The organism is Micromonospora sp. NPDC023888 (assembly GCF_040639415.1).
Lineage (GTDB): Bacteria > Actinomycetota > Actinomycetes > Mycobacteriales > Micromonosporaceae > Micromonospora.
The window spans coordinates 31,676-51,854 of the sequence record NZ_JBEZZW010000043.1 but is presented as its reverse complement, the minus strand read 5'-3'; the positions used below and the strand labels follow the sequence as shown (position 1 = coordinate 51,854).

Sequence of the window (20,179 nt, the reverse complement as noted above, 5' to 3'; positions counted from 1 at the left end):
GCCGGCCGCCACTGCGAAGCCCCATGCCTGATCCACTCCAGCTCAGCAATATCGCGGTATCAGGTCGCGACGGACACCCCCAGATCAGCGAAGCCGAGGGATCACCGAGCCAGGCACTCGAAGTGATCGACGACCGGGAACCGGTCGCACCGTGACGCCGTCGGCTCAGGATTGTCGGCCCGGTGGGATTCCTCGCCGGACCACGGCCAGGCCACCATCGGTCCGGATCGCCGCCACGTCACCGTCGGTGTCGGTGCGCAGCACCCGGGTGCCGCCCCTGCTCAGCCGGTCGAGTAGCCCCCGGTTCGGGTGGCCGTAGGTGTTGCCGCTGCCCACCGGCACGAGCGCCACCGCTGGCCGCACCGCGTCGAGGAAGCTCGGGTCCTGGTACGCCGACCCGTGATGCGCGACCTTCAACACGTCCGCCCGTAACTGGCCGGGCGTTGTCCGCGTCAGCAACGCGTGCTGCTCCTCGGTCTCGGCGTCCCCGGGAAGCAGGATCCGCACCCCGCTCACCGTGGCGCGCATCACCAGCGAGTTGTTGTTCGGGTCGGATCTGGTCCCGGCCAGCGGGTACGGCGGACCGAGCACCAGCAGGTCGACGCCCCCGATCGGGTGGCGCGCACCGGACACGGTGGTGAGCAGCGCAGCCCGCCCGACGATCGCCGCCGCCCGGACCAGGTCCCGACCGCTCTCCGGATCCGTCGAGGACGGCACCAGCACGGCGCCCACCCGTCGCCCCCGGAACACCCCTGCCACTCCACCCACGTGGTCGGCGTGGAAGTGGCTGACCACCAGCAGCGGCACCTCCCGTACGCCGAGCCGCCGCAGGCAACCGTCCACCGCGCTCGGCTCCGGCCCGGCGTCCACCACCACCGCCCGGCCGGCGCCGACCGGCAGCACCAGGGCATCGCCCTGACCCACCGCGCAGGCCACCACCACCCAACCCCTCGGCGGCCAGCCGGCAGCCACCAACCGCACCGGAAGGGCGCCCAGGACTGCGGCGACGCCGACCACAGCCACCAGCCGGCGCACGACGGGCCGGCGCACCGCGACCAGCAGGGCGACCGTCACCACGGTCAGCAGCAGTGCCCCCGGCACCCCGCCGGGCCACGGCAGGGTGCCGCCCGGCAGTCGAGCGCCCTGTCGGGCGAGGACCACGAGCCACCACGCCGGCCAACTCGCCAGCCAGGCGACGAATTCGGCGCCGGCCGGCCAGATCGGCGACACCATGGCCGCCAGCACGCCCAGCACGGTCGCTGGCGCGATGGCCGGCACCGCCAGCAGGTTGGCGGGCACCGCCACCAGACTGACCGTGCCGGAGATGCCGGCGACGACCGGCCCGCAGGCCAGTTGCGCGGCCGCCGGCACGGCCAGCGCCTCCGCCAGGCCGGGCGGCACGCCGCGCCGCCGCAGCCCGTCCCGCCAGCGCGGCGCGAGCAGCAACAGGCCACCGGTGGCCAGTACGGAAAGCGCGAACCCGGGATCCCCGGCCAGCTCGGGATCGACCAGGACCAGCACGGTGACGGCTGCGGCCAACGCGGGCAGCGCGGCGCGGGGACGACCGGCGGCAAGCGCGGCGAGCCCGATCGCCCCCATCGTCGCGGCCCGGACGACGCTCGGTGACGGGCGAACCAGGATGACGAAGCCGACAAGCGCCACCCCGCAGAGCCCGACGGCGAGCCACGGGCCGGCGCGCGCCCAGCGGGCCAGCAACAACACCGCACCCACCACAATGGCGACATTGCTTCCCGACACGGCATTGAGATGTGTCATGCCGGTGGCCTGGAAGTCCTCCTCGACGGCGGACGGCAGTCGGCTGGTGTCGCCCACGACCAGGCCCGGCAGCAGCCCTCCCGGATCGTCGGGCAGCGGCGCGCAGGCCCGTTGCAGACCGGCACGCAGGGTGCCGGCGGCGCGCTGCGCCCAGGACGACTTACCGTGCCGCTGCGGCGGGCCGTTGGTGCTGAGCACGGCCGCCGTGAGGTCGCCACCGCGCGGAAGGCCGAGCCGACCGTCGGCGGTGAGGCGTTGCCCGGGCAGCAGACCACGCCAGGCCGCATCGGTGGCCAGGACGAGCAGCCGCACCGACGCGTGGATCCGGCGGCCGTCGGGGCCGGTGAGCCGGACCAGTTCGCTCGACACCAGCAGCATCCCCGGTCGCCCGGCGGAACGGATCGGGCGCGGATCGTCCCGGACCACCACCTCGGCGGTGACCAGAGCGCGCTGCTCGGCCAGCGCACGGATCGGCGGTGTGTCCCGGACGGCGAGCTGAGCCGCGGTTACCGCTCCCGCGCAGACCACACCGAGGCCGACCGCGACGGCGATCCAGCCGTAACGGCGCACAGCGACCCGGGGACGACCGAGGCGGCCGAGCAGGTGCAGGGCGCTGCACGCGGTCAGGATGGTCGCCACTGCGGCCACCAGGAGCAGCGAGCGGGTGCCGAGATGCAGGCCGGCGAGCGCGGTGAGCCAGGCGGCCACGGCCAGCCCGGCGAGCCGCAGATCCGGCGACGTTGCCCGGTCTTGGGCAGCGGTCAGCTCGCGATGCGGCGTCGGGTCAGCGTTGTTCACACCGTCACCAGGTCCTTGAGTTGCTCGTACCGTGCGTCGCCGATCCCGTCGACCTGGCGCAGGTCGCCGACGGCCTTGAACCCGCCGTGCTGGTCCCGGTGGTCAAGGATGCGTTGGGCGAGCACCGGACCGACCCCGGGCAGCGCGTCGAGCTGCGCCAGTGTGGCGGTGTTGAGGTTGAGTGGCCCGGCGGCCGGGGCCGCCCCGCCCGTCGCCGGCCCGCCCGGCACCGGCGGCGGCGTCACCCCGACCACGATCAGCTCGCCGTCGGTGACCTTGCGGGCGGGGTTGAGCAGCGCCACGTCGACCCCGGGGAGCGGACCGCCAGCCGCCTGCACCGCGTCGGCGAGCCGGGACCCGGCCGGCAACCGCACCAACCCGGGCTTGCGGACCTTGCCCGCGACCGCCACCACCAACTCGCCCGAGCCGGACGCGCTGGGGTTGCCCGCCGGAGTCGCCGCCGCGGCCTCGCTGCCCAGTGGTGCGACCGGCTCCGACTGCGGTCGGGACCGCCAGGCCCAACCGGCTGCGGCCAACACCACCACCACGGCGACGACAGCCAGCGCCCGCACACCGCGTCGCCCTGGGTCGAACGGGCCGGGCCCGGACAGCCGCGGCGCCACCGAGCCTTCCTCGGCAGGGGGTACGCCCGCGTCCGGCTCCGCCAACGGCGCCCAGGATCGGGGTGGCAGCACCCCGCCCAGAGATACGCCCACGGGCGGTGCCAGTGCCGGGGGTGACGACACGTCCAGCGGCGCGTCCGTCAGCCGGCGCAGGCGCTGGCGTACCTCGGTCTCCTCGTCGTGCGACACAGGGCGACGCTATGGCGACGGTGAAGGCGGTGGGGTGTGGCGGCGGCGCCCTGTGGACAACCGACGCCACTGTGGACAACGCCCTGATCAAGCGCAGATCTGCTAATGGTCTCAGCAGCGCCCGAGGCATGGGTAACAGACCAGAAGTAGGGCGCCGCCGGGGCTGCGCCGCCACCGCACTGGCCATAGAAACCGCTGGCGCGGGGACGGTGGACCGGCAAAGATTCGGCGGCGGAGGTGGTATGCGTGCGGACTCGACTACGGCGGATATGGATCGACGGGCGCCCCTTTGTGTGGCGCGCGGTGATTCATTGCGTGCCGGGCAGCGGCGACTGCCACCGGGGCATCCGCGTTCGAGCCTGGGGCGCCGGCAAGACCAGCCGAAAACTCGAGGTGGATCTGCTGTCGATCACCGGGCCCTCGAAGTGGGACGCGTGTGCGACAGACGACAGCTATCCCACGGGCGCCGACGTGCGGGCGGTCATCAGCTATGCGTTGGAGAACGGTTGGCAGCCGGAGCAGCGGGGCGGAACGTTCGTGCTGTCCGAGCGCGAGCACGGGGCCCGGTTCTCACTGCCGGGTTTCCTGCTGGTTGACCCCGTACGCACGGCCGAGAGCGCGGACCCCACGGCGCAGGTGACCCGCGCCTACCAGGCTCGGCAGCGAGGCTGACGGCCGGCGGGCTGCTACACAAAGCCCCCAGGGCGCCCGGCTACGCCGTCTCAGTCGGGCATTGCCCCTGCGTGGCTCGCCGCCAGGCTCAGGAGCCGTTGTCGGTCGCCGACCTGAAAAATATTGACTCACCGCAGCATGATCGCAGGCGGCCGGAGTGACCGGTCACCGTCCGAGCAGTCCGGGGAGCATCATCGTGAGCAGTGACTTCGCGTTCTGGAAGGTCGGCGTGGGCGACCCCGGCGAGATCTACGACGGCTTGGCCGACGGCGAGACCGACGTCCTCGAACCGCACCCCGACGTCACCCGCTTCCGGGGCGAACTGTTGTCACGCTGGCCCGACCTGGTGGACGTCCTCGAACCAACCGAAGACGACCTTGCCGACGCGCCGGACGATGCCGCGAAGTACGTGCTGCTCACCCTTCCAGTAGGGATGCTCGGCCATCTCGACGGCATCTACGAGCTGGCCCGGGAGCACGGTCTACGCGGCTACAGCGGGGTCGCCGACGAAGCGTTCTAGGGCCGTCGGGCGGGTGGTGCCGGCCCGGTGGACTGCCCACCAAAGCCGGCACCCCTCCTCGACGAACGGGTGCGCCGCCGTCGACATCGGTCACTACACGTACGGCCGGGTGATGATCTCGATGGCATGGCCGGCCGGGTCGAAGAAGTAGAAGCCCCGGCCACCGTGCTCGGTGTTGGTCTCCCCTTCCCGCTTCAGCTGCGGGTCGGCCCAGTAGGTGATGCCGCGCGCCTCGACGAACGCCAGGCACCGTACGAACAGCTCGTCGTCGACCAGGAACGCGTAGTGCTGCATCTGGATGTCCACCGGTGGCTCGGCGAACTGGAGCAGCACACCCTCGTCCAGCAGGACGTTGACGAACGGCCCCCACGACGGCGCCTCCGGCAGCTCGAACAGCTCCCGGTAGAACGCGGCGGACGCGTTCCTGTCCTTGCTGGCGATGATGGTGTGGTTGAACGTGACTGTCATGCGTACCGTCTTCCGGTCGATCCGAAGACCCGACCGGAGGCCCAGAGCCCTCCGCAGCCACAGCGATGACGAAGCCCCGAGGGCACCGACGCCCCGGATCCCGCACGAGAGACGCGGACATCGCGTCGATCTCGGCGTGGTGGCTGAAGTAGCCAGAACCTCCGGGGGGTAGGCCCATCTGGGGCGCGCACGGAGGCTAACACGAACGATCCGCTGTCAGCGGGCCTCCGGGTCGAGGCCGAGCACGGCCCGTCCCCCGTCCACCGGCAGGATCACCCCGTTGACGAAGCTCGCCGCCGGTGACAGCAGGTACGCGACGGCCTCGGCCACCTCGTCGACCCGCCCGATCCGGCCCACCGGGTGCAGCCGATTCAGCTCGGCGTCGATCCACTGGGCCTGGGTGGGCTCCTGCGCGGCCAGGAACTCGGTGTGCCGTTCGGTGGCGATCGAGCCGAGCGCGACAGCGTTGGCGCGGATGCCGTGCTTGCCGTACTCGACGGCAAGCGCCCGGGTCAGCCCCTCCACGGCGGCCTTCGCCGTCGCGTACGGCAGGGCACCCGACACGGGCCGGCGGGCCTGGTGCGACGAGACGTTGACGATCGCGCCGCCGGCTGCGCGGGCCAGGAACCGGCGGACGGCCACCGCCGCGCCCACCACGGCCGGGCGCAGGTTCAGCCCGATCAGGTCCAGGACCGTGTCGGCCGACGCCGAGTGCAGCGCGGCGTCGCGGAACACCGCCGCGTTGTTCACCCAGCCGGTCAGGGGCGCGGCGCGTTCGGCCAGCTCGGCGGCGTGCTCGGCCACCCGCTCGTCAGCGGCGTCCCCGAACACCGCGACGAGTCGGTCGGCGGCCGGGTGCCCGGCCAACCAGTCGGCCGCGTCGGCGTCGCGCTCCAACACGACGACTGTGGCACCGGTCGCCACCAGGCGTTCCACCACGGCCCGGCCGACTCCGCGACCACCGCCGGTCACCACACACGACGTGGGCACCGCTCAGCGCTCCGGTCGGCGATGGACGACCACGCAGGCCAACCCCGGGCCGGCATGCGCGGCGACGACCGCGCCGGCCTCGGAGACGTACGTGTCGTGCAGCCGGTCACCGAGCCGTTCGGTGAGCGCGGTCCGCAGCGCCTCGGCCCGTTGCGGCGCGGCCAGGTGATGCACCCCGAGATCCACGTCGTCGTCGCCGGCCACCTCGACGGCCAGGTCCACGAGCCGGGCCACCCCCCGGCTGGCGGTGCGCACCTTCTCGCGCAGCACGATCGCCCCGTCCGGCATGTGCATGATCGGCTTGACGGACAGGGCGGTGCCGAACAGCGCCTCGGCCGCGTTGATCCGGCCGCCTCGGCGGAGGAACTCAAGCGTGTCGACGTAGAAGAAGACGGTGGTGCGGGCGACTGCGGCGAGCGCCGCGTCGCGTACCCCGGCGAGGTCGACGCCGACCTCGGCGGCGGTGGCGGCCGCGATGGCCGGGAAACCCAGCCCCATGCCGGCGGAGCGGCTGTCCACGACCTCGACCCGGCCGTCCAGGTCGGCCGCGGCCAGTCGGGCGGCCTCAACCGTGCCGGACAGCGCGGCGGAGAGGTGCACCGAGACGATCCCGTCCGCGCCGGCGTCGAGCAACTGGCGGTACGTCCGGGCGAACTGGTCGGGTGCCGGGCGGGAGGTGGTGGCCGTGACCCGTCGGGCGCTCAGCGCCACTGTGGCGTCGGCCGGCTGGGTTTCCACCCCCTCCAGCCCTTCCGCGCCGTTGAGCACGACTGTCAACGGGACCACGGTCAGCCGGTGCGCCTGCAACAGCTCAGGCGGAAGATAGGCGGTGGAGTCGATGACGACCGCGACGGGCATGCCCGGCACGCTAGCCGATCGCGGCCCCCAACGCCGAGGCGCGAGCGCTCAGATCGCGTCGACGGCGACCGCGGCGGTGACCAGGCCGACGTTGTGCGCCCGCAACTGCCAGCCACGGACGTCCTGCGGACGCCCGATCGCCGGCGCACGGTCGTCGTGCCGTAGCTCGCTCCAGTGGCAGTTGGCCAGGGAGCCGATGGTGCGCAGCACGCCAGTGTCCCAGCCGAGCAGGTGACCGATGCCCTGCCGGGAGCCGCCACCGTGGGTGGCGATCACCACAGTGCCGCCCGGTGCCGCGTCGGCTGCCTCCCGCAGCGCGGTGCCGACCCGCTCGCCGAGGTCGTGCAGGGGCTCCAGATCCGCGCCCGGATCGGGGTCGCCGGCCCGCCAACGGGCGTACTCCTCGGGGAAACGCTCGGCGACCTCGGTGAGGTGCAGGCCCTGCCACTGACCGAAGTGCCGCTCGCGGAGCCGGGCGTCGGTGCGTACCGGAAGCCCCGTCAACGCGGCGAGCGCGGCGGCGGTCTCGACGGCGCGGCTCAGGTCGCTGGCCACGATGGCGTCGGGCCGCAGCGCCGCGAGCAGCGGCGCGGCGGCGCGGGCCTGGTCGCGGCCCAGCTCGTTGAGGGGTACGTCGGTCTGCCCCTGGACGCGGTTGGCGGCGTTCCAGTCGGTGTTGCCGTGCCGCCAGACGATCAGTCGGGTCATTCGGCGGCGGCGGACCCGCTGGCGTCGGCCTCGACCAGGTCGCGGTCGACGAACGGGATGGTGGGGCAGTCCTTCCAGAGGCGGTCGAGCCCGTAGAACTCGCGCTCCTCGGTGTGCTGGACGTGCACCACGATGTCGACGTAGTCGAGCAGCACCCACCGGCCACCACGCTCGCCCTCGCGCCGCACCGGCTTGGCCTTGTCCGGCAGCTCCAGCAGGCTCTCTTCGATGGCGTCCACGATTGCCAGCACCTGGCGCTCGTTGGGGGCAGCGGCGAGCACGAACGCGTCGGTGATGGCGAGCTGGTCGCCGACGTCGATGATCGTGATGTCCTGCGCCTTCTTGTCGGCGGCGGCCTGGGCGGCCGCCATTGCCAGCTCGTGGGCGCGTTCGGAAACTGTCACCGTTCTCCTTCGATCAAGCGTGCGATCCTCCAAGCGTCTCATACCCGGCGACGCCCCGACCGTGCAGTTCTGGTCGGTAAACTGCACAAACCAGCCGGAATCAGACGCGGTCAGCGTTGATAGAGGCTTCGCTTGGCGATGTACTGCACCACACCGTCGGGCACCAGATACCAGACCGGCTCACCTCGGGCCACCCGGGCGCGGCAGTCGGTCGACGAGATGGACATCGCGGGCACCTGGATCAGGCTGACAGTGTCCGCCGGCAGGTGCTTGTCGGTGAGCGGGAAGCCGGGCCGCGTCACCCCGATGAAGTGGGCCAGCTCGAAGATCTCGTCCAGATCCTTCCAGGACAGGATGCGTTGCAGGGCGTCCGCGCCGGTGATGAAGAACAACTGCACCTTGGGGCCGTACTCGGCCTGGAGGTCGCGCAGCGTGTCGACCGTGTAGGTCGGCCCACTGCGGTCAATGTCCACCCGGCTGACCTGGAAGCGGGGGTTGGAGGCGGTGGCGATGACCGTCATCAGGTACCGGTCCTCGGCGGGGCTGACTGGCTCGTCGGCCTTCTGCCACGGCTGCCCGGTCGGGACGAAGACCACCTCGTCCAGGCCGAACCGGTCCGCCACCTCACTTGCCGCGACGAGGTGGCCGTGGTGGATCGGGTCGAAGGTGCCACCCATGATCCCGATCCGCCGGATATCTTCCTCCACCCGATGATCGTAGGCCGACCGTCGGGACAGGCGACCCCGGCCCGGGTGAGGCCCTCGCCACGGCCCACCAGGACACCGCGACATCCCGGAATCGGCGCTTCCGGGCAGCGGTGGTCAACTCGCCTTTTAGGAAGTCGGCGTGTCACACCGGCCCGGACACCGCAGCTTCGGCAAAACCGAGTCGATCACCGCGCGCGACCCCGCACGGCACGCGCGGGGCCGCGGCACGCGCGGGGCCGCGGCACGCGCGGGGCCGCGGCACGCGCGGGGTCGCGGCACGCGCGGGGTCGCGGCACGCGCGGGGTCGCGGCGGGGTTACTCGTGTGCATATACTCGTGGGCGAGTAGTTGTTCGCGAGTGGACCTGGAGGGCGTTGTGCCGAAGCGGCGTAAGGTCAGCAACCTGCTTGCGCTGGCCGTGCTGTCCGCCCTGGTCCAGCGCCCGATGCACCCGTACGAGATCGCCACCGCACTGCGCGCCTGGGGCAAGGACCAGGACATGGAGTTCAAGTGGGGCTCCTTCTACACGGTGATCCGCAACCTGGACAAACACCACCTGATCGACGCGGTGGAGAGCGTTCGGGAGGGCCGCCGCCCGGAACGCACCGTCTACCGGATCACCGACGCCGGGCGGGCCGAGCTTGTCGACTGGGCCCGTGAGCTGGTCGCCACCCCGATGGCGGAGCATCCCCGCTTCCGGGCCGGGTTGTCCGTCCTCGCCGTGCTGCATCCCGACGAGGCCACCGACCTGCTCCGTCAGCGGCTCGACCTGCTGGACGACGCGCTCCGGCGGGACCGCGAGACGCTCGACGCCCACCTGCGGGAGATCCCACGGCTGTTCCTCGTGGAGTCGGAGTACGACCTGGCCCTGCGGGCCGCGGAGGCGACCTGGCTGCGTGCCCTGCTCGCCGAGCTGACCTCGGGCAGCTATCCGGGGCTGGACACCTGGCGGGCCTTCCACGAGACCGGCGAGATGCCCGCCGAGCTGACCGGGCTGGCCGAGAGGACCAGCACCCCGACCTCGGAAACTACCGACTGACAGACGGCTCCGGCGGGGTGCGCCAACACCCCGCCGGAGCCCTTACCTCGAACCGACACCTGGGAAGGCACCCGGCCCGAAGCGGCAACCAGAGGATAGCCGGGCTCCCTCCCAGGTCGGTTCGCACGCGCACGAACCGAGCACACCCAGGGAGAGACCATGACCACGGTACGAACCGCGATCGTCATCGGCGGCGGCATCGCCGGACCGGTGACAGCGCTCGCGCTGCGCCGAGCCGGCATCACCGCCACCGTCTACGAGGCGTACCCCGCCACGGCCAGCGGGGTCGGCGGCATCGGCGGCACCCTCGCCCTCGCGCCAAACGGCGTGGCTGCCCTGCGCGTGGTCGGCGCGGACGAGGCGGTGACGGCGGTCGCCACCCCGATCGAGCGCAGTGCGATGGCCGTGGGCCGTCGCCGCGTCGACCTGCCCACGCTGGCCGGGGTGCCGCCGCTGCGGGTGGTGCACCGGGCCGAGCTGCACCGGGTGCTGCACGACCGGGCGGTTGCCGAGGGTGTCCCGTTCGCGTACGGCAAACGGCTCGTCGACGCCGAGCAGACCGACAGCGGCGTGACGGCCCGGTTCGAGGACGGCAGCACCGCCACCGCCGACATCCTCGTCGGCGCGGACGGCATCCGGTCCACCGTCCGCGGGCTCATCGACCCGGCCGCGCCCGGCCCCCGGTTCACCGGCCTGCTCAGCTTCGAGGCGGTCGCCCGGCATGAGGTGGGCGTCGAGCCGGGCACTATGACGTTCGCGTTCGGGCAACGGGGCTACTACCTGTACTGGCCGGAGCCCGGCGGCGGCACCCGGTGGGGCGTCAACCTGCCGCAGCAGCGGCCGATGAGCCTCGTCGAGGCCCGTGCGGTGCCGGCGCGACAGTGGATGGAAACGCTACGTGCCAGCTACGGCGACGACGACCCGGGCCGGGAGCTGATGGCGACGAGCGACGCCGACGCACTCCAGGTGGCCGGCTCGTTGCAGATCATGCCGCCCGTGCCGCACTGGCACCGGGGCCGGATGGTGCTTGTCGGCGACGCGGTGCACGCGCCGTCGAACAGCTCCGGGCAGGGTGCGTCGCTGTCCATCGAGAGCGCGGTGCAGCTCGCCCGCTGCCTTCGTGACCTGCCGGACGTGGAGGCGGCGTTCGCCGCGTACGTGCGGCTGCGCCGGGCCCGGGTGGAGAAGGTCGCCGCCCGCGCGGCCCGGATCAACCATGCCAAGGCGCCGGGGCCGGTCGCCCGGACGCTGATGCCGCTGCTGATGCCGCTGATGGTGCGCACGGTGATGGACCCGGAGAAGACCATCGCCCACGAGCAGCGCTACGTCATCGACTGGGACACCCCCGTCACGACGGAGCTCGCGCCGCGCTGAGCCGCCGGGCGCGGGGTGGCCCACCACCCCGCGCCCCGCTCAGCCGCTCGTGGGCCCGGCCGCACGCGCGCCCACCAGGCCACGCGTCTACGCGCCCGCCCGGCTCACGCCGCCGCGGCGGCCACCGCCGTGCGGGCGACAAGCGCGCGACGCAGGTCGTCGTCGGCGTCGGTGACCACCCGGCGCAGGCCGGGGGTCAGGTCGTCGCGGGCGAGCAGCGCCGCGGCCGCCTCCCGGGTCGGCTGTGCCACGGCGTAGCGGGGAAACGCCAGCTTCGCGACCCGGTCGGCCGTCCACGGGGTACGCCGCCGCGCGGCTGTCGGCATGTCGGTGAAGTACCGCTCGACGTACGCGGCGGTCAGTTCGGCCTGCTCGGGTTGCCAGAACCCCTCGGCGGTCGCCTCCAGCAGTCGGTTGGACAGCTCGGTGTCTTGCACGATGATGTCCCAGGCCGCCTTCTTCGCGGCCGGGTCGGGCCGGGCGGCCCGGCAGCGGGCGGCCCGTTCCGCGCCCGTGGAGCTGTTGTCGGCGGCCGCCTCGGCGGCGATCTCCGCCTCGCCTGCGGCACCCAGCACCACCAACCGGTGCAGCACCGCCCAGCGCAGCTCCGCGTCGACCCGCAGCCCGGCCGGCACGTCCCGGCCGGCCAGCCAGCCGACGAGCAGGTCCGCGTCGGTGGTCGCGGAGATCCACCCGCGCGCGGCGGCCAACTGCAACGACTCTCCCGCCGGCGCGCCGTCGAGCAGCCGGTGGCACGCCCCGGCGATGCGGACCAGTGCCGCGGACCGGGTCAGCGGGTCGAGGTAGCGATCCACCAACGCCCGGCTGAGCGTGAGCACGTCCTCGGCGATGATCACCTCGGTTTCGGCGGGCAGCGCGGCGGCCATCAGGTCGACCACGCCGGTGACCGGCCGCTCCCCGTCGGTCGCCGCGTCCAGCGCCTCGCCCCAGAGGATCGCCCGGGTGAGCGGGTCGGTCAGGCCGGGCAGCATCAGCGCGACCGCGTCCGCCGACGCCGGGTCGAGGCGCACCTTGGCGAAGGTGAGATCGCCGTCGTTGAGCAGCAACAGCCGGGCCGCCGGAGTGCCGACCAGGGCCGTCAGCGCTGTCCGGCCGCCGTCGGCCGCAGGGTCGATGTCGAGGTCGTCGCGCTGCACCGTGCCGTCCACCGAGTAGCGGCCCACCCCGATCCGGTGCGGGCGCAGCACCGGGTGGGACTCCGGCGCGGTCTGCACCACGGCCACGTCGGTGTAGCGACCGTCGGCGTCGACGGCGACCTCGGCGCGCAGGGTGTTGACCTGCGGCCGGCGCAACCACACCTCGGCCCAACCGGACAGGTCCCGGCCGCTCGCGGTGGAGAGGCTGATCAGGAGGTCGGCGAGCGTGGCGTTGCCGAAGCGGTGCTCGGCGAAGTGCGCGTTCAGGCCGGCGAGGAACGCCTCGTCACCGAGCCACGCGACCAACTGCCGCAGCACGCTGGCGCCCTTGGCGTACGAGATGCCGTCGAAGTTGAGCAGGCCCTCGTCGGCGTCGGCCACCTCCTCCGGCGCGACCGGGTGGGTGGAGGGCCGCTGGTCGGCCGCGTATCCCCAGGCCTTGCGGCGCATGGCGAAGGTCGTCCAGGCCTGGTCGAAGCGGGTCGCCTCGGCGGTGACCCGGGTGCCCAGGTATTCCGCGAAGGACTCGTTCAACCACAGGTCGTCCCACCAGCGCATGGTGACCAGGTCACCGAACCACATGTGCGCCATCTCGTGGGCGATGGTGGTGGCCCGCTGCTCGCGCTCCGTGTCGGTGACCGCCGAGCGGAACACGTAGTCGTCCCGGAAGGTGACGATGCCCGGGTTTTCCATGGCGCCGGCGTTGAACTCGGGCACGAACGCCTGGTCGTACTTGCCGAACGGATAGCGCTCGGTGAAGAGCTGGTGGAACCGGTCCAGGCACTGCCGGGTGACTGTGAAGATCTCCTCGGCGTCGGCGTCGAGGTGCTCGGCGAGCGACCGGCGGCAGTAGATGCCAAGCGGCACGCCGTCGTGCTCGGACCGGCGCACGTGGTAGGGACCGGCGATCAGCGAGAAGAAGTACGTGGCGAGCGGCGCGCTGCTGGCGAACTCCCAGCGCCCGGGCGCCGGTGTGGCGGCCACCTCGGCGTTGCCGGAGACCGTCCACTCCGGCGGAGCCGTCACCGAGAGGACGATGGGAGCCTTGAGGTCGGGCTGGTCGAACGCGGCGAAGATGCGCTGCACGTTGTCCAGGAAGCTCACCGCGTAGAGGTACGTCTCGCCGTCGGCCGGGTCGACGAACCGGTGCATCCCCTCGCCCGCGTTGGAGTACGTCATCTCGGCCTCGACGACAAGCGTGTTCGCCGCGTCCAGGTCGGTGAGCGGCAACCGGTTGTCGGTCAACAGGCCGGTGTCGAGGTCGCGGCCGTTGAGGCGTACCGCCAGCAGTCTGGCGGGCTTGACCTCGACGAAGGTCGCGGTGCCGGGGGTCGCCCGGAAGCGGATCTCGACGCGGGAGCCGAACAGCTTCGCGCCAGCGGTCAGGTCGAGGTCCACCTGATAGGACTCGACAGTAATCGCCGCGCCACGCGCGGTCGCCTCTACACGGGTCAGGCTCGGCATCCGCTTATCCTGCCCGATGGGGATCGACAGTCGGTCACCACACGACCCTCGGCACTGGAGGAAAGAACCATGGCGCAGCACCCCAAGGGCGACTTCGACCTCTCTCGGGCGGTCTGGCAGCGGGCCGAAGGGGACACCTCCGACAGCGCCGTCGAGGTCGCTTTCGTCGACGACCTGATCGGGATGCGCAACTCGGCCGAGCCCGAGGGGCCGGTGCTGGTCTTCACGCAGGCCGAGTGGGACGCGTTCGTGGCCGGCGCCCAGGACGGTGAGTTCGACCTGGACTGATCGCGCCCGCCGGTGTGCGGTGGCCGCCAACCCGGGTCGGCGACATCGGGTTGGCGGTCAGCCACGGGCCGGGCCGTCGCCGTCGCCCCAACCGAGACCGCCGGGCCCCGGGGCGTGGTGGAAGCCCGGATGACCGGCCACGTCGACACAGCGTTCGCCGTCCGGGCCGACCGCACCGCAGAACAGCCGCTCGGCCCGCTGCCAGGCGTCGGCCGGCGACAGGGCCGCCGCGCCGAGCGCCACCTCCGGGCGGAGCAGGTTCAACGCCTCCGCGTACGCCACGGCCAGCTCGCGGGCCTCGCCGACGGTCGGCGCGGTGAAGCCCAGGTGCACGGTGAAGAACCGGTGCGGCCGGACGGGCCGCCGAGGCGGCCCGATCAGTGGCCGCGCGTCACGGCCTCCACCCAGCGCCCCGACCGTCCGCCGCTGCCGCCAGTGCGGCGATGTGTTGTCGCGCATCCGCCCTCCCCGTGGTTGCCCCACCAGCAGCAAACCAGGTTCCGTCGCTCCTGGGAGGGGCCAGCCGGCGTGCCGTCGGCGCGGGGATTCAGCGGCGGCGACGGGGGTACCCGCAACCGGCCCGGTGGTGACCGGCCGTACCCGCGTGTGAGGAGACCCGATGGCGACCATGCCGGCCGACCGCAGCCCGGACAGCACCCTCGCGTTGCTCCGCACCGGCTACCGGTTCATCGGTGCACGCTGCGAGCGGTACGGCAGCGACGTCTTCCAGACCCGGATCCTGCTGGCACCGACCATCTGCCTGCGCGGCCGGCCGGCGGCGGTGTTGTTCTACGACAATGAACGCTTCCAACGCGCGACAGCCATGCCGCTGCGGGTGCAGCGGACGCTCACCGGTCGGCGGGGCGTGCAGGGGTTGGACGGGCCGGAACACGCCGACCGCAAGGCCATGTTCATGTCGATCATGACGCCGACCGCCATCCGGCATCTCGGCCAGCTCTTCGACGACGAGTGGCGGGCCCGGATCCCCGCCTGGGAGGCCGCCGGGCCGCTGTCGCTCTACGACGAGCTGGGCCGCCTGCTGACCCGGGTGGTCTGCGCCTGGGCCGGGGTGCCGCTGCCCACGTCGCAGGTCGAGCGGCGCGCCGTCGACCTGCACGCGATGATCGAGGGGCCGGCGGTGGTCGGGCCCCGGCACTGGCGGGGACGGCTCGCCCGGCACCGCGCCGAACGCTGGCTCGCCGACCTGATCGAACGGACCCGGGTCGGTCTCTTCCCCGCGCCGTCCGGGAGCGCGCTGGCCGTGATCGCCGAGCACCGGGACCGGCAGGGCCGGCTCCTCCCCCGGCGGATCGCGGCTGTGGAGTTGCTCAACGTGCTGCGGCCGGTGGTCGCCGTGGACCAGTACATCGCGTTCGCCGCGCTCGCCCTGCACGACCATCCGGGCTGGCGGGAGCGGGTCCGCGACGACGACGAGGCCACCGGGAACTTCGTCCAGGAGGTCCGCCGCTACTACCCGTTCTTCCCGATGGCGGCGGCCCGGGTCCGGCACTCCTTCGACTGGCAGGGCCACCACTTCCCCCGGGGCCGACGGGTGCTGCTCGACCTGTACGGCACCAACCACCACCCGGCCCTCTGGCCGGAACCGGAGCTGTTCCGCCCGGAACGGTTCGCCGGTCGACGCGTGGACCCGTTCGAGCTGATCCCGCAGGGCGGCGGTGACCACTGGGCCGGGCACCGTTGCGCGGGCGAGTGGATCACCATCGACCTGATGAAACGGGCGGTCGCCAACCTGACCAGGACCATGCGCTACGACGTTCCCGTTCAGGACCTGGCCCTGGACCTGCACCGGATGCCGGCGCTGCCGCCCCTCGGTCTGACCCTCACCAACATCCGGCGCACCGCCTGACCTCCGCCTCGCCGATCAAGCGGGTGACCGGCGAGGCGGCGCGCTCGGCGGGTCAGGGGTGCAGGACGCTGCGCAGACAGCCGTCCTGCTTCTTCTCGAACAGCTCGTAGCCGTGTGCGCCCTGTTCCAGGGAGATCGGGTGGGTGGCCAGGTAGCCGGGGTCGATCTCGCCGGCGGCGAGCCGGTCGAGCAGCATCCGGATGTAGCGCTGCGCGTGCATCTGCCCCATCCGCAGCACCAGGGCCTTGTTCATGGCCGCGCCGAGCGGGAACTTGTCGACCAGACCGGCGTACACGCCGACGATGCTCACCGTGCCACCCTTGCGGCACGCCATGATCGCCTGGCGGACCGAGGTCGGGCGGTCGGTCTGCAACCGCGCCGACTGCTTCGCCCGGTCGTACGCGTAGGTCGGCCCGACGTCGTGCGACTCCATGCCGACGGCCTCGATGCAGGCGTCCGGCCCGCGCCCGGCGGTCAGCTCCCGCAGCGCCTCCAGCACGTCGGTCTCGGCGTAGTTGATCGTCTCGACGCCGACCCGCTCGGCGGCGGTGGCGAGCCGGTCCGGGAACCGGTCGATCATGATGACCCGCTCGGCGCCGAGGAGTTGCGCCGACCGGGCCGCCATCTGACCGACGCCGCCGGCACCCCAGACGGCGACCACCTCGCCACCGGTGAGCCCGCAGAAGTCCGCAGCCATCCAGCCGGTGGGCATCGCGTCGGAGGCGAACACCACCGAGTCGTCCGGCACCCCGTCAGGCACCCCGAACGCGCCGATGTCGCCGAACGGCACCCGGATGTACTCCGCGTGCGATCCGGAGTAACCGCCGGCGGCATGCGAGTAGCCGAGGATGCCGGCCGGCGAGTGCCCCCACAACTTCTCGGTGAACACCGGCTGGGGGTTGGAGTTGTCGCAGAGCGAGTACTGCTCGGTCCGGCAGTACCAGCAACCACCGCAGGCGACCACCGAGCCGACCACCACCCGGTCACCGACCTTGTGCTGCCGTACGCCGGGCCCGGTCTCCACCACCTCGCCCATGAACTCGTGGCCGAGGATGTCCCCCTCCCGCATGGCCGGCAGGTACCCGTTGATCAGATGCAGGTCGGAGCCACAGACACTGCTGGCCCGGACCCGGACGATGATGTCCCCCTCGGCGCGGATCGTAGGCTCCGGCACGTCCCGCACCGCCAGCTTGCCGACGCCTTCCCAGCACAGTGCCCTCACGCCCGTCCTCCCGTCATCAACTTCTCCCGGACCTTGTCGGTCGCCCTCTCCTGCCTCGGGCTACGGCCGGACGGGTCGTTCCGGGTGTCGATCACCTGGCCGCACTCGACGAGCGCCTTCACCCGTCGCAGGGCGTCCCGCAGCGCCAGATCGGGGTCGTCGCCGCCGATCAGCCCGAACACCCGGCGCACCGGGCCCGAGCGGTACCGCAGCTCGGCCCGGATCTCGGTGCCCCGGCCCTGGGGGGCGTCGACCAGCTCGATCCGCCCCTCCTGCGGCGCCGGCCCGTCCTCGACCCGCCACCGCAGCGTGCCCGGCCCGTCGACGGTGATCTCCGCGCGCCACTCCGTGTCGCCGCCGGCCCGGTCGCGGGCCACGCACCGCCAGCGCCGGTCGTCGAGCTGCTCCAGGGTGGCCCACCCGGCCAGCGCCCGGTCCAGCCGTTCCCGGTCGGTCCAGAAGCCGATCACCCCGTCCCGGGACCGGTCCACCGTCACGCCGCGCCGCACCACGTACCAGCCGTCCTGCCGCTCCGGCTGATGCCGGTGCCGGCGGCGAGCCACCGCCCGCCCCACACCGCCCGCCGTGACAGCGGTGACCCCCAGCACCGCCCATCTCGCTCCGTTGTTCGTCATCTCGTCTCCTCCACCCGGACATCCGGGGATGGACAGCTCTTACCGGCAGCGCTACCCGGCGGCCGGCGGCCGAAACAGGTCCGTTTGATCGGCGGGAATCCGGGCAGGTGCTGCTCGGCCACCGGTTCATCGCTGTCCCGACGAGGAGGCACGTCGATGTCCTTGTTCAGCCCACCCGGTGACGCCCGGCGCGCCGCGCGCCGGTGGGGCGTCGACCGCGCCGGCGCGTCGCCGGTCCACCTGCCGATGACGTACGTGCTGCCGCTGCGCTGGCACACCGACACGGGCCTGGCCGAGTTGACCGGTTACCTGCGGTGGCTGGCCGACCGGGTCGAGGTGATCGTGGTCGACGGCTCGGCACCGGATTCGTTCGCGCGGCACGCGGACGCCTGGCGAGGCCTGGTCCGGCACCTCCCGCCCGACGCCACCGCCAACGGGCTCAACGGCAAGGTGCTCGGCGTACGCACCGGCGTACGCGCGGCAGGCCACGAGCACGTGGTGATCGCCGACGACGACGTCCGGTACGACGAGACCGGGCTGACCGCCGTGCACCGGCTGCTGGGCCGGGTCGATCTGGTGCGACCGCAGAACTACTTCGACCCGCTGCCCTGGCACGCCTGGTGGGACACCGGCCGGACGCTGCTCAACCGGGCGCTCGGCGCGGACTACCCCGGCACCCTCGCGGTGCGGCGCAGCACCTTCCTCACCATGGGCGGCTACGACCCGGACGTGCTCTTCGAGAACCTGGAGCTGATCCGCACCCTGCGCGCGAACGACGGCACCGAGGCGGCTCCGGCCTGGCTCTACGTACGCCGGCTCCCTCCGGACGCCGCGCACTTCCGCGGTCAACGGGTCCGTCAGGCGTACGACGATCTGGCCCAGCCGGCCCGCCTGCTGACCGCGCTCGCGGTCCTGCCGGCACTGGCCGCGGCGGTCGCGGCCCGCCGGCCCACGCTGGTGCTCGGCGCGGCGGCCGGCACCGTGGCCCTCGCCGAGGTGGGTCGCCGTCGCGCCGGCGGCACGGCGGTCTTCCCTGCGGCAACGGCGCTGGCGGCTCCGGTCTGGCTGCTGGAGCGCGGCGTGTGCGGCTGGCTCGCGGTCGCCCAGCGGTTCCTGTTCGGCGGTGTCCGCTACGGCGACACCCGCATCCGCCGGGCCGCCCACCCGATCCGCGCCCTGCGACGCCGCCACCACTGACCGCACCCCACGCTCGCGGGCGGGGAACGCGACAGCTCGCGGTCACCGAGGTGGCCGCGAGCTGTCGGGACTGCGGTGGGCTCAGGAGTTGACCTGGTGCCGGGCCTGCTGGGCCTGGTCCTTGACGTCATGCGCGGCCGACCTGCTGTCGTCCTTGACCGCGTGCACGGCGTCCTGGGCGGTGGACCTCACCGACTCGGCGGCGTGCTGGGCGGGCTCGCGCAGCTCCTCCTTGAGCTCGCTGGCCACCTCGCCCAGCTTCTCCTTCACCGCACCGCTGTGCTCGCCGACCCGCTCCTTGAGCTGGGTCGCGGCCTGCTGCTCGCGGCGGGAGGCGGGGATCAGCGACGAGGCCAGCCAGCCGACCCCGAACGCGATCAGACCGGCGGCGAGAGGATTGCCCTGGGACTTCTGCCGGATCACCCGCGGCGCGCTGTGCGCGGCGTCGCTGACAGTGGTCGCCGCCGACTGCGCGGCGTCGCTGACGCTGGAGGCCGCCGACGAGGCGCGGTCGCCCACCGAGTGGGCCGCCTGGCCGGTGCCGTGACCGAGGTCAGACGCGGTTCCCATGACCTTCTCCCTCACATTCTGCAGAGCGGAACGGGCCCGCTGCTTGCGGTCGTCGACGATGCGGCTGGGGCTGACCTTGTACGCCAGCGCGTCCACATCGGAGCTGAGGCTGTTACGGGTGGCTTCGATCTCCCGGCGGATCTGATCGGGATCGGTGCTCATCGGGTGACTCCCTCCGGGTGCGGCTTGAGCGCGTCGGGGATCCGCTGCACGCTGTCGTTCGTCTGCTTGAGCCCGCGTACGTGCTGCGCGTTCTTCTTCGCCATGGAGTAGAGGACCCCGCCGATGACGGCCCAGACGACGGCCACGATCAGTGCGGCCAGGCCGGAGTCCATGACGTTGTCCAGGAACTGCCACACGGCGATGGACACGAAGAGCGCCACCATGTAGCCGCCGAAGCCGGCCCCGCCGAAGAGCCCAGCGGCCTTGCCGGCCTTCCTGCCCTCCTGGCGGATCTCGGCCTTGGCCAGCTCGACCTCCTGACGCATGAGCGTCGACAGGTCACTTGTCACCTGGCGCATCAGCTCACCGATGGAGCTGCCCTTCACCTCCGCCGCGGTGTGCGGGGCACCCGCGTCGGGGTGGTATCCGGAGCCCAGGCCGGACCCCTGCGTCGGCGTGGTCATGCCGTCGCCTCCCTTCGGATGACTCGGC

At 72.7% G+C, this 20,179-nt stretch carries 21 protein-coding genes; 7 read left to right on the top strand and 14 right to left on the bottom strand.

The window, feature by feature from the left end:
* Nucleotides 1-165 precede the first annotated feature (165 nt).
* Together AB0F61_RS28950 and AB0F61_RS28945 are read right to left on the bottom strand one after the other, a co-directional pair.
* Nucleotides 166-2,541 (bottom strand): ComEC/Rec2 family competence protein, encoded by a 2,376-nt coding sequence (locus tag AB0F61_RS28950; protein WP_357815977.1) that lies wholly within the window; start codon nt 2,539-2,541, stop codon nt 166-168.
* A gap of 29 nt (nt 2,542-2,570) precedes the next feature.
* Nucleotides 2,571-3,386 carry a helix-hairpin-helix domain-containing protein gene (locus AB0F61_RS28945; protein WP_357815952.1) on the bottom strand — a complete coding sequence of 272 codons (816 nt, stop codon included), beginning with the start codon at nt 3,384-3,386 and terminating at the stop codon, nt 2,571-2,573.
* A gap of 246 nt (nt 3,387-3,632) precedes the next feature.
* Between AB0F61_RS28945 and AB0F61_RS28940 the strand changes: the two genes are divergently transcribed.
* Complete coding sequence (locus AB0F61_RS28940; protein ID WP_357815949.1) at nt 3,633-4,058, top strand: integrase; 426 nt, start codon at nt 3,633-3,635, stop codon at nt 4,056-4,058.
* 196 nt (nt 4,059-4,254) lie between these two features.
* The gene (locus AB0F61_RS28935) at nt 4,255-4,578 is read left to right on the top strand and encodes a hypothetical protein (RefSeq protein WP_357815946.1); all 324 of its coding nucleotides are present in this window, start codon (nt 4,255-4,257) and stop codon (nt 4,576-4,578) included.
* Between the two features lie 93 nt (nt 4,579-4,671).
* On the opposite strand, the gene AB0F61_RS28930 is transcribed toward AB0F61_RS28935, so the two are convergent.
* The 6 genes from AB0F61_RS28930 to nadD all read right to left on the bottom strand — a co-directional run bounded on the left by AB0F61_RS28930 (nt 4,672) and on the right by nadD (nt 8,713).
* On the bottom strand, nt 4,672-5,046 hold the full coding sequence (locus AB0F61_RS28930; RefSeq protein ID WP_357815943.1) for a VOC family protein: 375 nt from the start codon (nt 5,044-5,046) through the stop codon (nt 4,672-4,674).
* A gap of 216 nt (nt 5,047-5,262) precedes the next feature.
* The gene (locus AB0F61_RS28925) at nt 5,263-6,036 is read right to left on the bottom strand and encodes an SDR family oxidoreductase (RefSeq protein WP_357815940.1); all 774 of its coding nucleotides are present in this window, start codon (nt 6,034-6,036) and stop codon (nt 5,263-5,265) included.
* A gap of 3 nt (nt 6,037-6,039) precedes the next feature.
* Complete coding sequence (locus AB0F61_RS28920; protein WP_357815937.1) at nt 6,040-6,894, bottom strand: DegV family protein; 855 nt, start codon at nt 6,892-6,894, stop codon at nt 6,040-6,042.
* A gap of 48 nt (nt 6,895-6,942) precedes the next feature.
* Nucleotides 6,943-7,602, bottom strand: coding sequence for a histidine phosphatase family protein (locus AB0F61_RS28915; protein WP_357815935.1), 660 nt, complete (start codon nt 7,600-7,602; stop codon nt 6,943-6,945).
* A complete protein-coding gene (rsfS, locus tag AB0F61_RS28910; protein WP_357412070.1) occupies nt 7,599-8,006 on the bottom strand; it encodes a ribosome silencing factor in 408 nt (135 codons plus the stop codon). The genes AB0F61_RS28915 and rsfS overlap by 4 nt, the downstream gene beginning before the upstream one ends.
* A gap of 110 nt (nt 8,007-8,116) precedes the next feature.
* The gene (nadD, locus tag AB0F61_RS28905) at nt 8,117-8,713 is read right to left on the bottom strand and encodes a nicotinate-nucleotide adenylyltransferase (RefSeq protein ID WP_357244230.1); all 597 of its coding nucleotides are present in this window, start codon (nt 8,711-8,713) and stop codon (nt 8,117-8,119) included.
* A gap of 375 nt (nt 8,714-9,088) precedes the next feature.
* On the opposite strand from nadD, the gene AB0F61_RS28900 reads away from it, so the two are divergent.
* Both AB0F61_RS28900 and AB0F61_RS28895 read left to right on the top strand, forming a co-directional pair.
* Nucleotides 9,089-9,751 (top strand): PadR family transcriptional regulator, encoded by a 663-nt coding sequence (locus AB0F61_RS28900; RefSeq protein ID WP_357815930.1) that lies wholly within the window; start codon nt 9,089-9,091, stop codon nt 9,749-9,751.
* Between the two features lie 159 nt (nt 9,752-9,910).
* A complete protein-coding gene (locus tag AB0F61_RS28895) occupies nt 9,911-11,125 on the top strand; it encodes an FAD-dependent monooxygenase (protein ID WP_357815926.1) in 1,215 nt (404 codons plus the stop codon).
* 104 nt (nt 11,126-11,229) lie between these two features.
* On the opposite strand, the gene pepN is transcribed toward AB0F61_RS28895, so the two are convergent.
* Nucleotides 11,230-13,746, bottom strand: a complete 2,517-nt coding sequence (gene pepN, locus AB0F61_RS28890; RefSeq protein ID WP_357815922.1) for an aminopeptidase N — start codon at nt 13,744-13,746, stop codon at nt 11,230-11,232.
* Between the two features lie 69 nt (nt 13,747-13,815).
* Here pepN and AB0F61_RS28885 point away from each other — a divergent pair, with 69 nt between their 5' ends.
* Nucleotides 13,816-14,034 carry a DUF397 domain-containing protein gene (locus AB0F61_RS28885; protein ID WP_030491749.1) on the top strand — a complete coding sequence of 73 codons (219 nt, stop codon included), beginning with the start codon at nt 13,816-13,818 and terminating at the stop codon, nt 14,032-14,034.
* A gap of 57 nt (nt 14,035-14,091) precedes the next feature.
* Here the strand turns inward: AB0F61_RS28885 and AB0F61_RS28880 are convergent, their stop codons facing one another.
* Nucleotides 14,092-14,493: a hypothetical protein gene (locus tag AB0F61_RS28880; protein ID WP_357815919.1), complete on the bottom strand. Its 402-nt coding sequence runs from the start codon at nt 14,491-14,493 to the stop codon at nt 14,092-14,094.
* Nucleotides 14,494-14,653: 160 nt separating this feature from the next.
* Here AB0F61_RS28880 and AB0F61_RS28875 point away from each other — a divergent pair, with 160 nt between their 5' ends.
* Nucleotides 14,654-15,901 carry a cytochrome P450 gene (locus AB0F61_RS28875; protein WP_357815916.1) on the top strand — a complete coding sequence of 416 codons (1,248 nt, stop codon included), beginning with the start codon at nt 14,654-14,656 and terminating at the stop codon, nt 15,899-15,901.
* Nucleotides 15,902-15,953: 52 nt separating this feature from the next.
* Here the strand turns inward: AB0F61_RS28875 and AB0F61_RS28870 are convergent, their stop codons facing one another.
* Together AB0F61_RS28870 and AB0F61_RS28865 are read right to left on the bottom strand one after the other, a co-directional pair.
* Complete coding sequence (locus tag AB0F61_RS28870) at nt 15,954-17,123, bottom strand: zinc-dependent alcohol dehydrogenase (RefSeq protein WP_357815913.1); 1,170 nt, start codon at nt 17,121-17,123, stop codon at nt 15,954-15,956.
* Nucleotides 17,120-17,758 carry a cyclase gene (locus tag AB0F61_RS28865; protein ID WP_357815910.1) on the bottom strand — a complete coding sequence of 213 codons (639 nt, stop codon included), beginning with the start codon at nt 17,756-17,758 and terminating at the stop codon, nt 17,120-17,122. Before AB0F61_RS28865 ends, AB0F61_RS28870 begins: the two co-directional genes overlap by 4 nt.
* A 156-nt stretch (nt 17,759-17,914) precedes the next feature.
* Here AB0F61_RS28865 and AB0F61_RS28860 point away from each other — a divergent pair, with 156 nt between their 5' ends.
* Nucleotides 17,915-18,955 carry a glycosyltransferase family 2 protein gene (locus AB0F61_RS28860; protein WP_357815907.1) on the top strand — a complete coding sequence of 347 codons (1,041 nt, stop codon included), beginning with the start codon at nt 17,915-17,917 and terminating at the stop codon, nt 18,953-18,955.
* 81 nt (nt 18,956-19,036) lie between these two features.
* On the opposite strand, the gene AB0F61_RS28855 is transcribed toward AB0F61_RS28860, so the two are convergent.
* Together AB0F61_RS28855 and AB0F61_RS28850 are read right to left on the bottom strand one after the other, a co-directional pair.
* A complete protein-coding gene (locus AB0F61_RS28855; RefSeq protein ID WP_357815904.1) occupies nt 19,037-19,687 on the bottom strand; it encodes a DUF3618 domain-containing protein in 651 nt (216 codons plus the stop codon).
* On the bottom strand, nt 19,684-20,151 hold the full coding sequence (locus AB0F61_RS28850; RefSeq protein ID WP_357815901.1) for a phage holin family protein: 468 nt from the start codon (nt 20,149-20,151) through the stop codon (nt 19,684-19,686). Before AB0F61_RS28850 ends, AB0F61_RS28855 begins: the two co-directional genes overlap by 4 nt.
* Nucleotides 20,152-20,179: the final 28 nt, after the last annotated feature.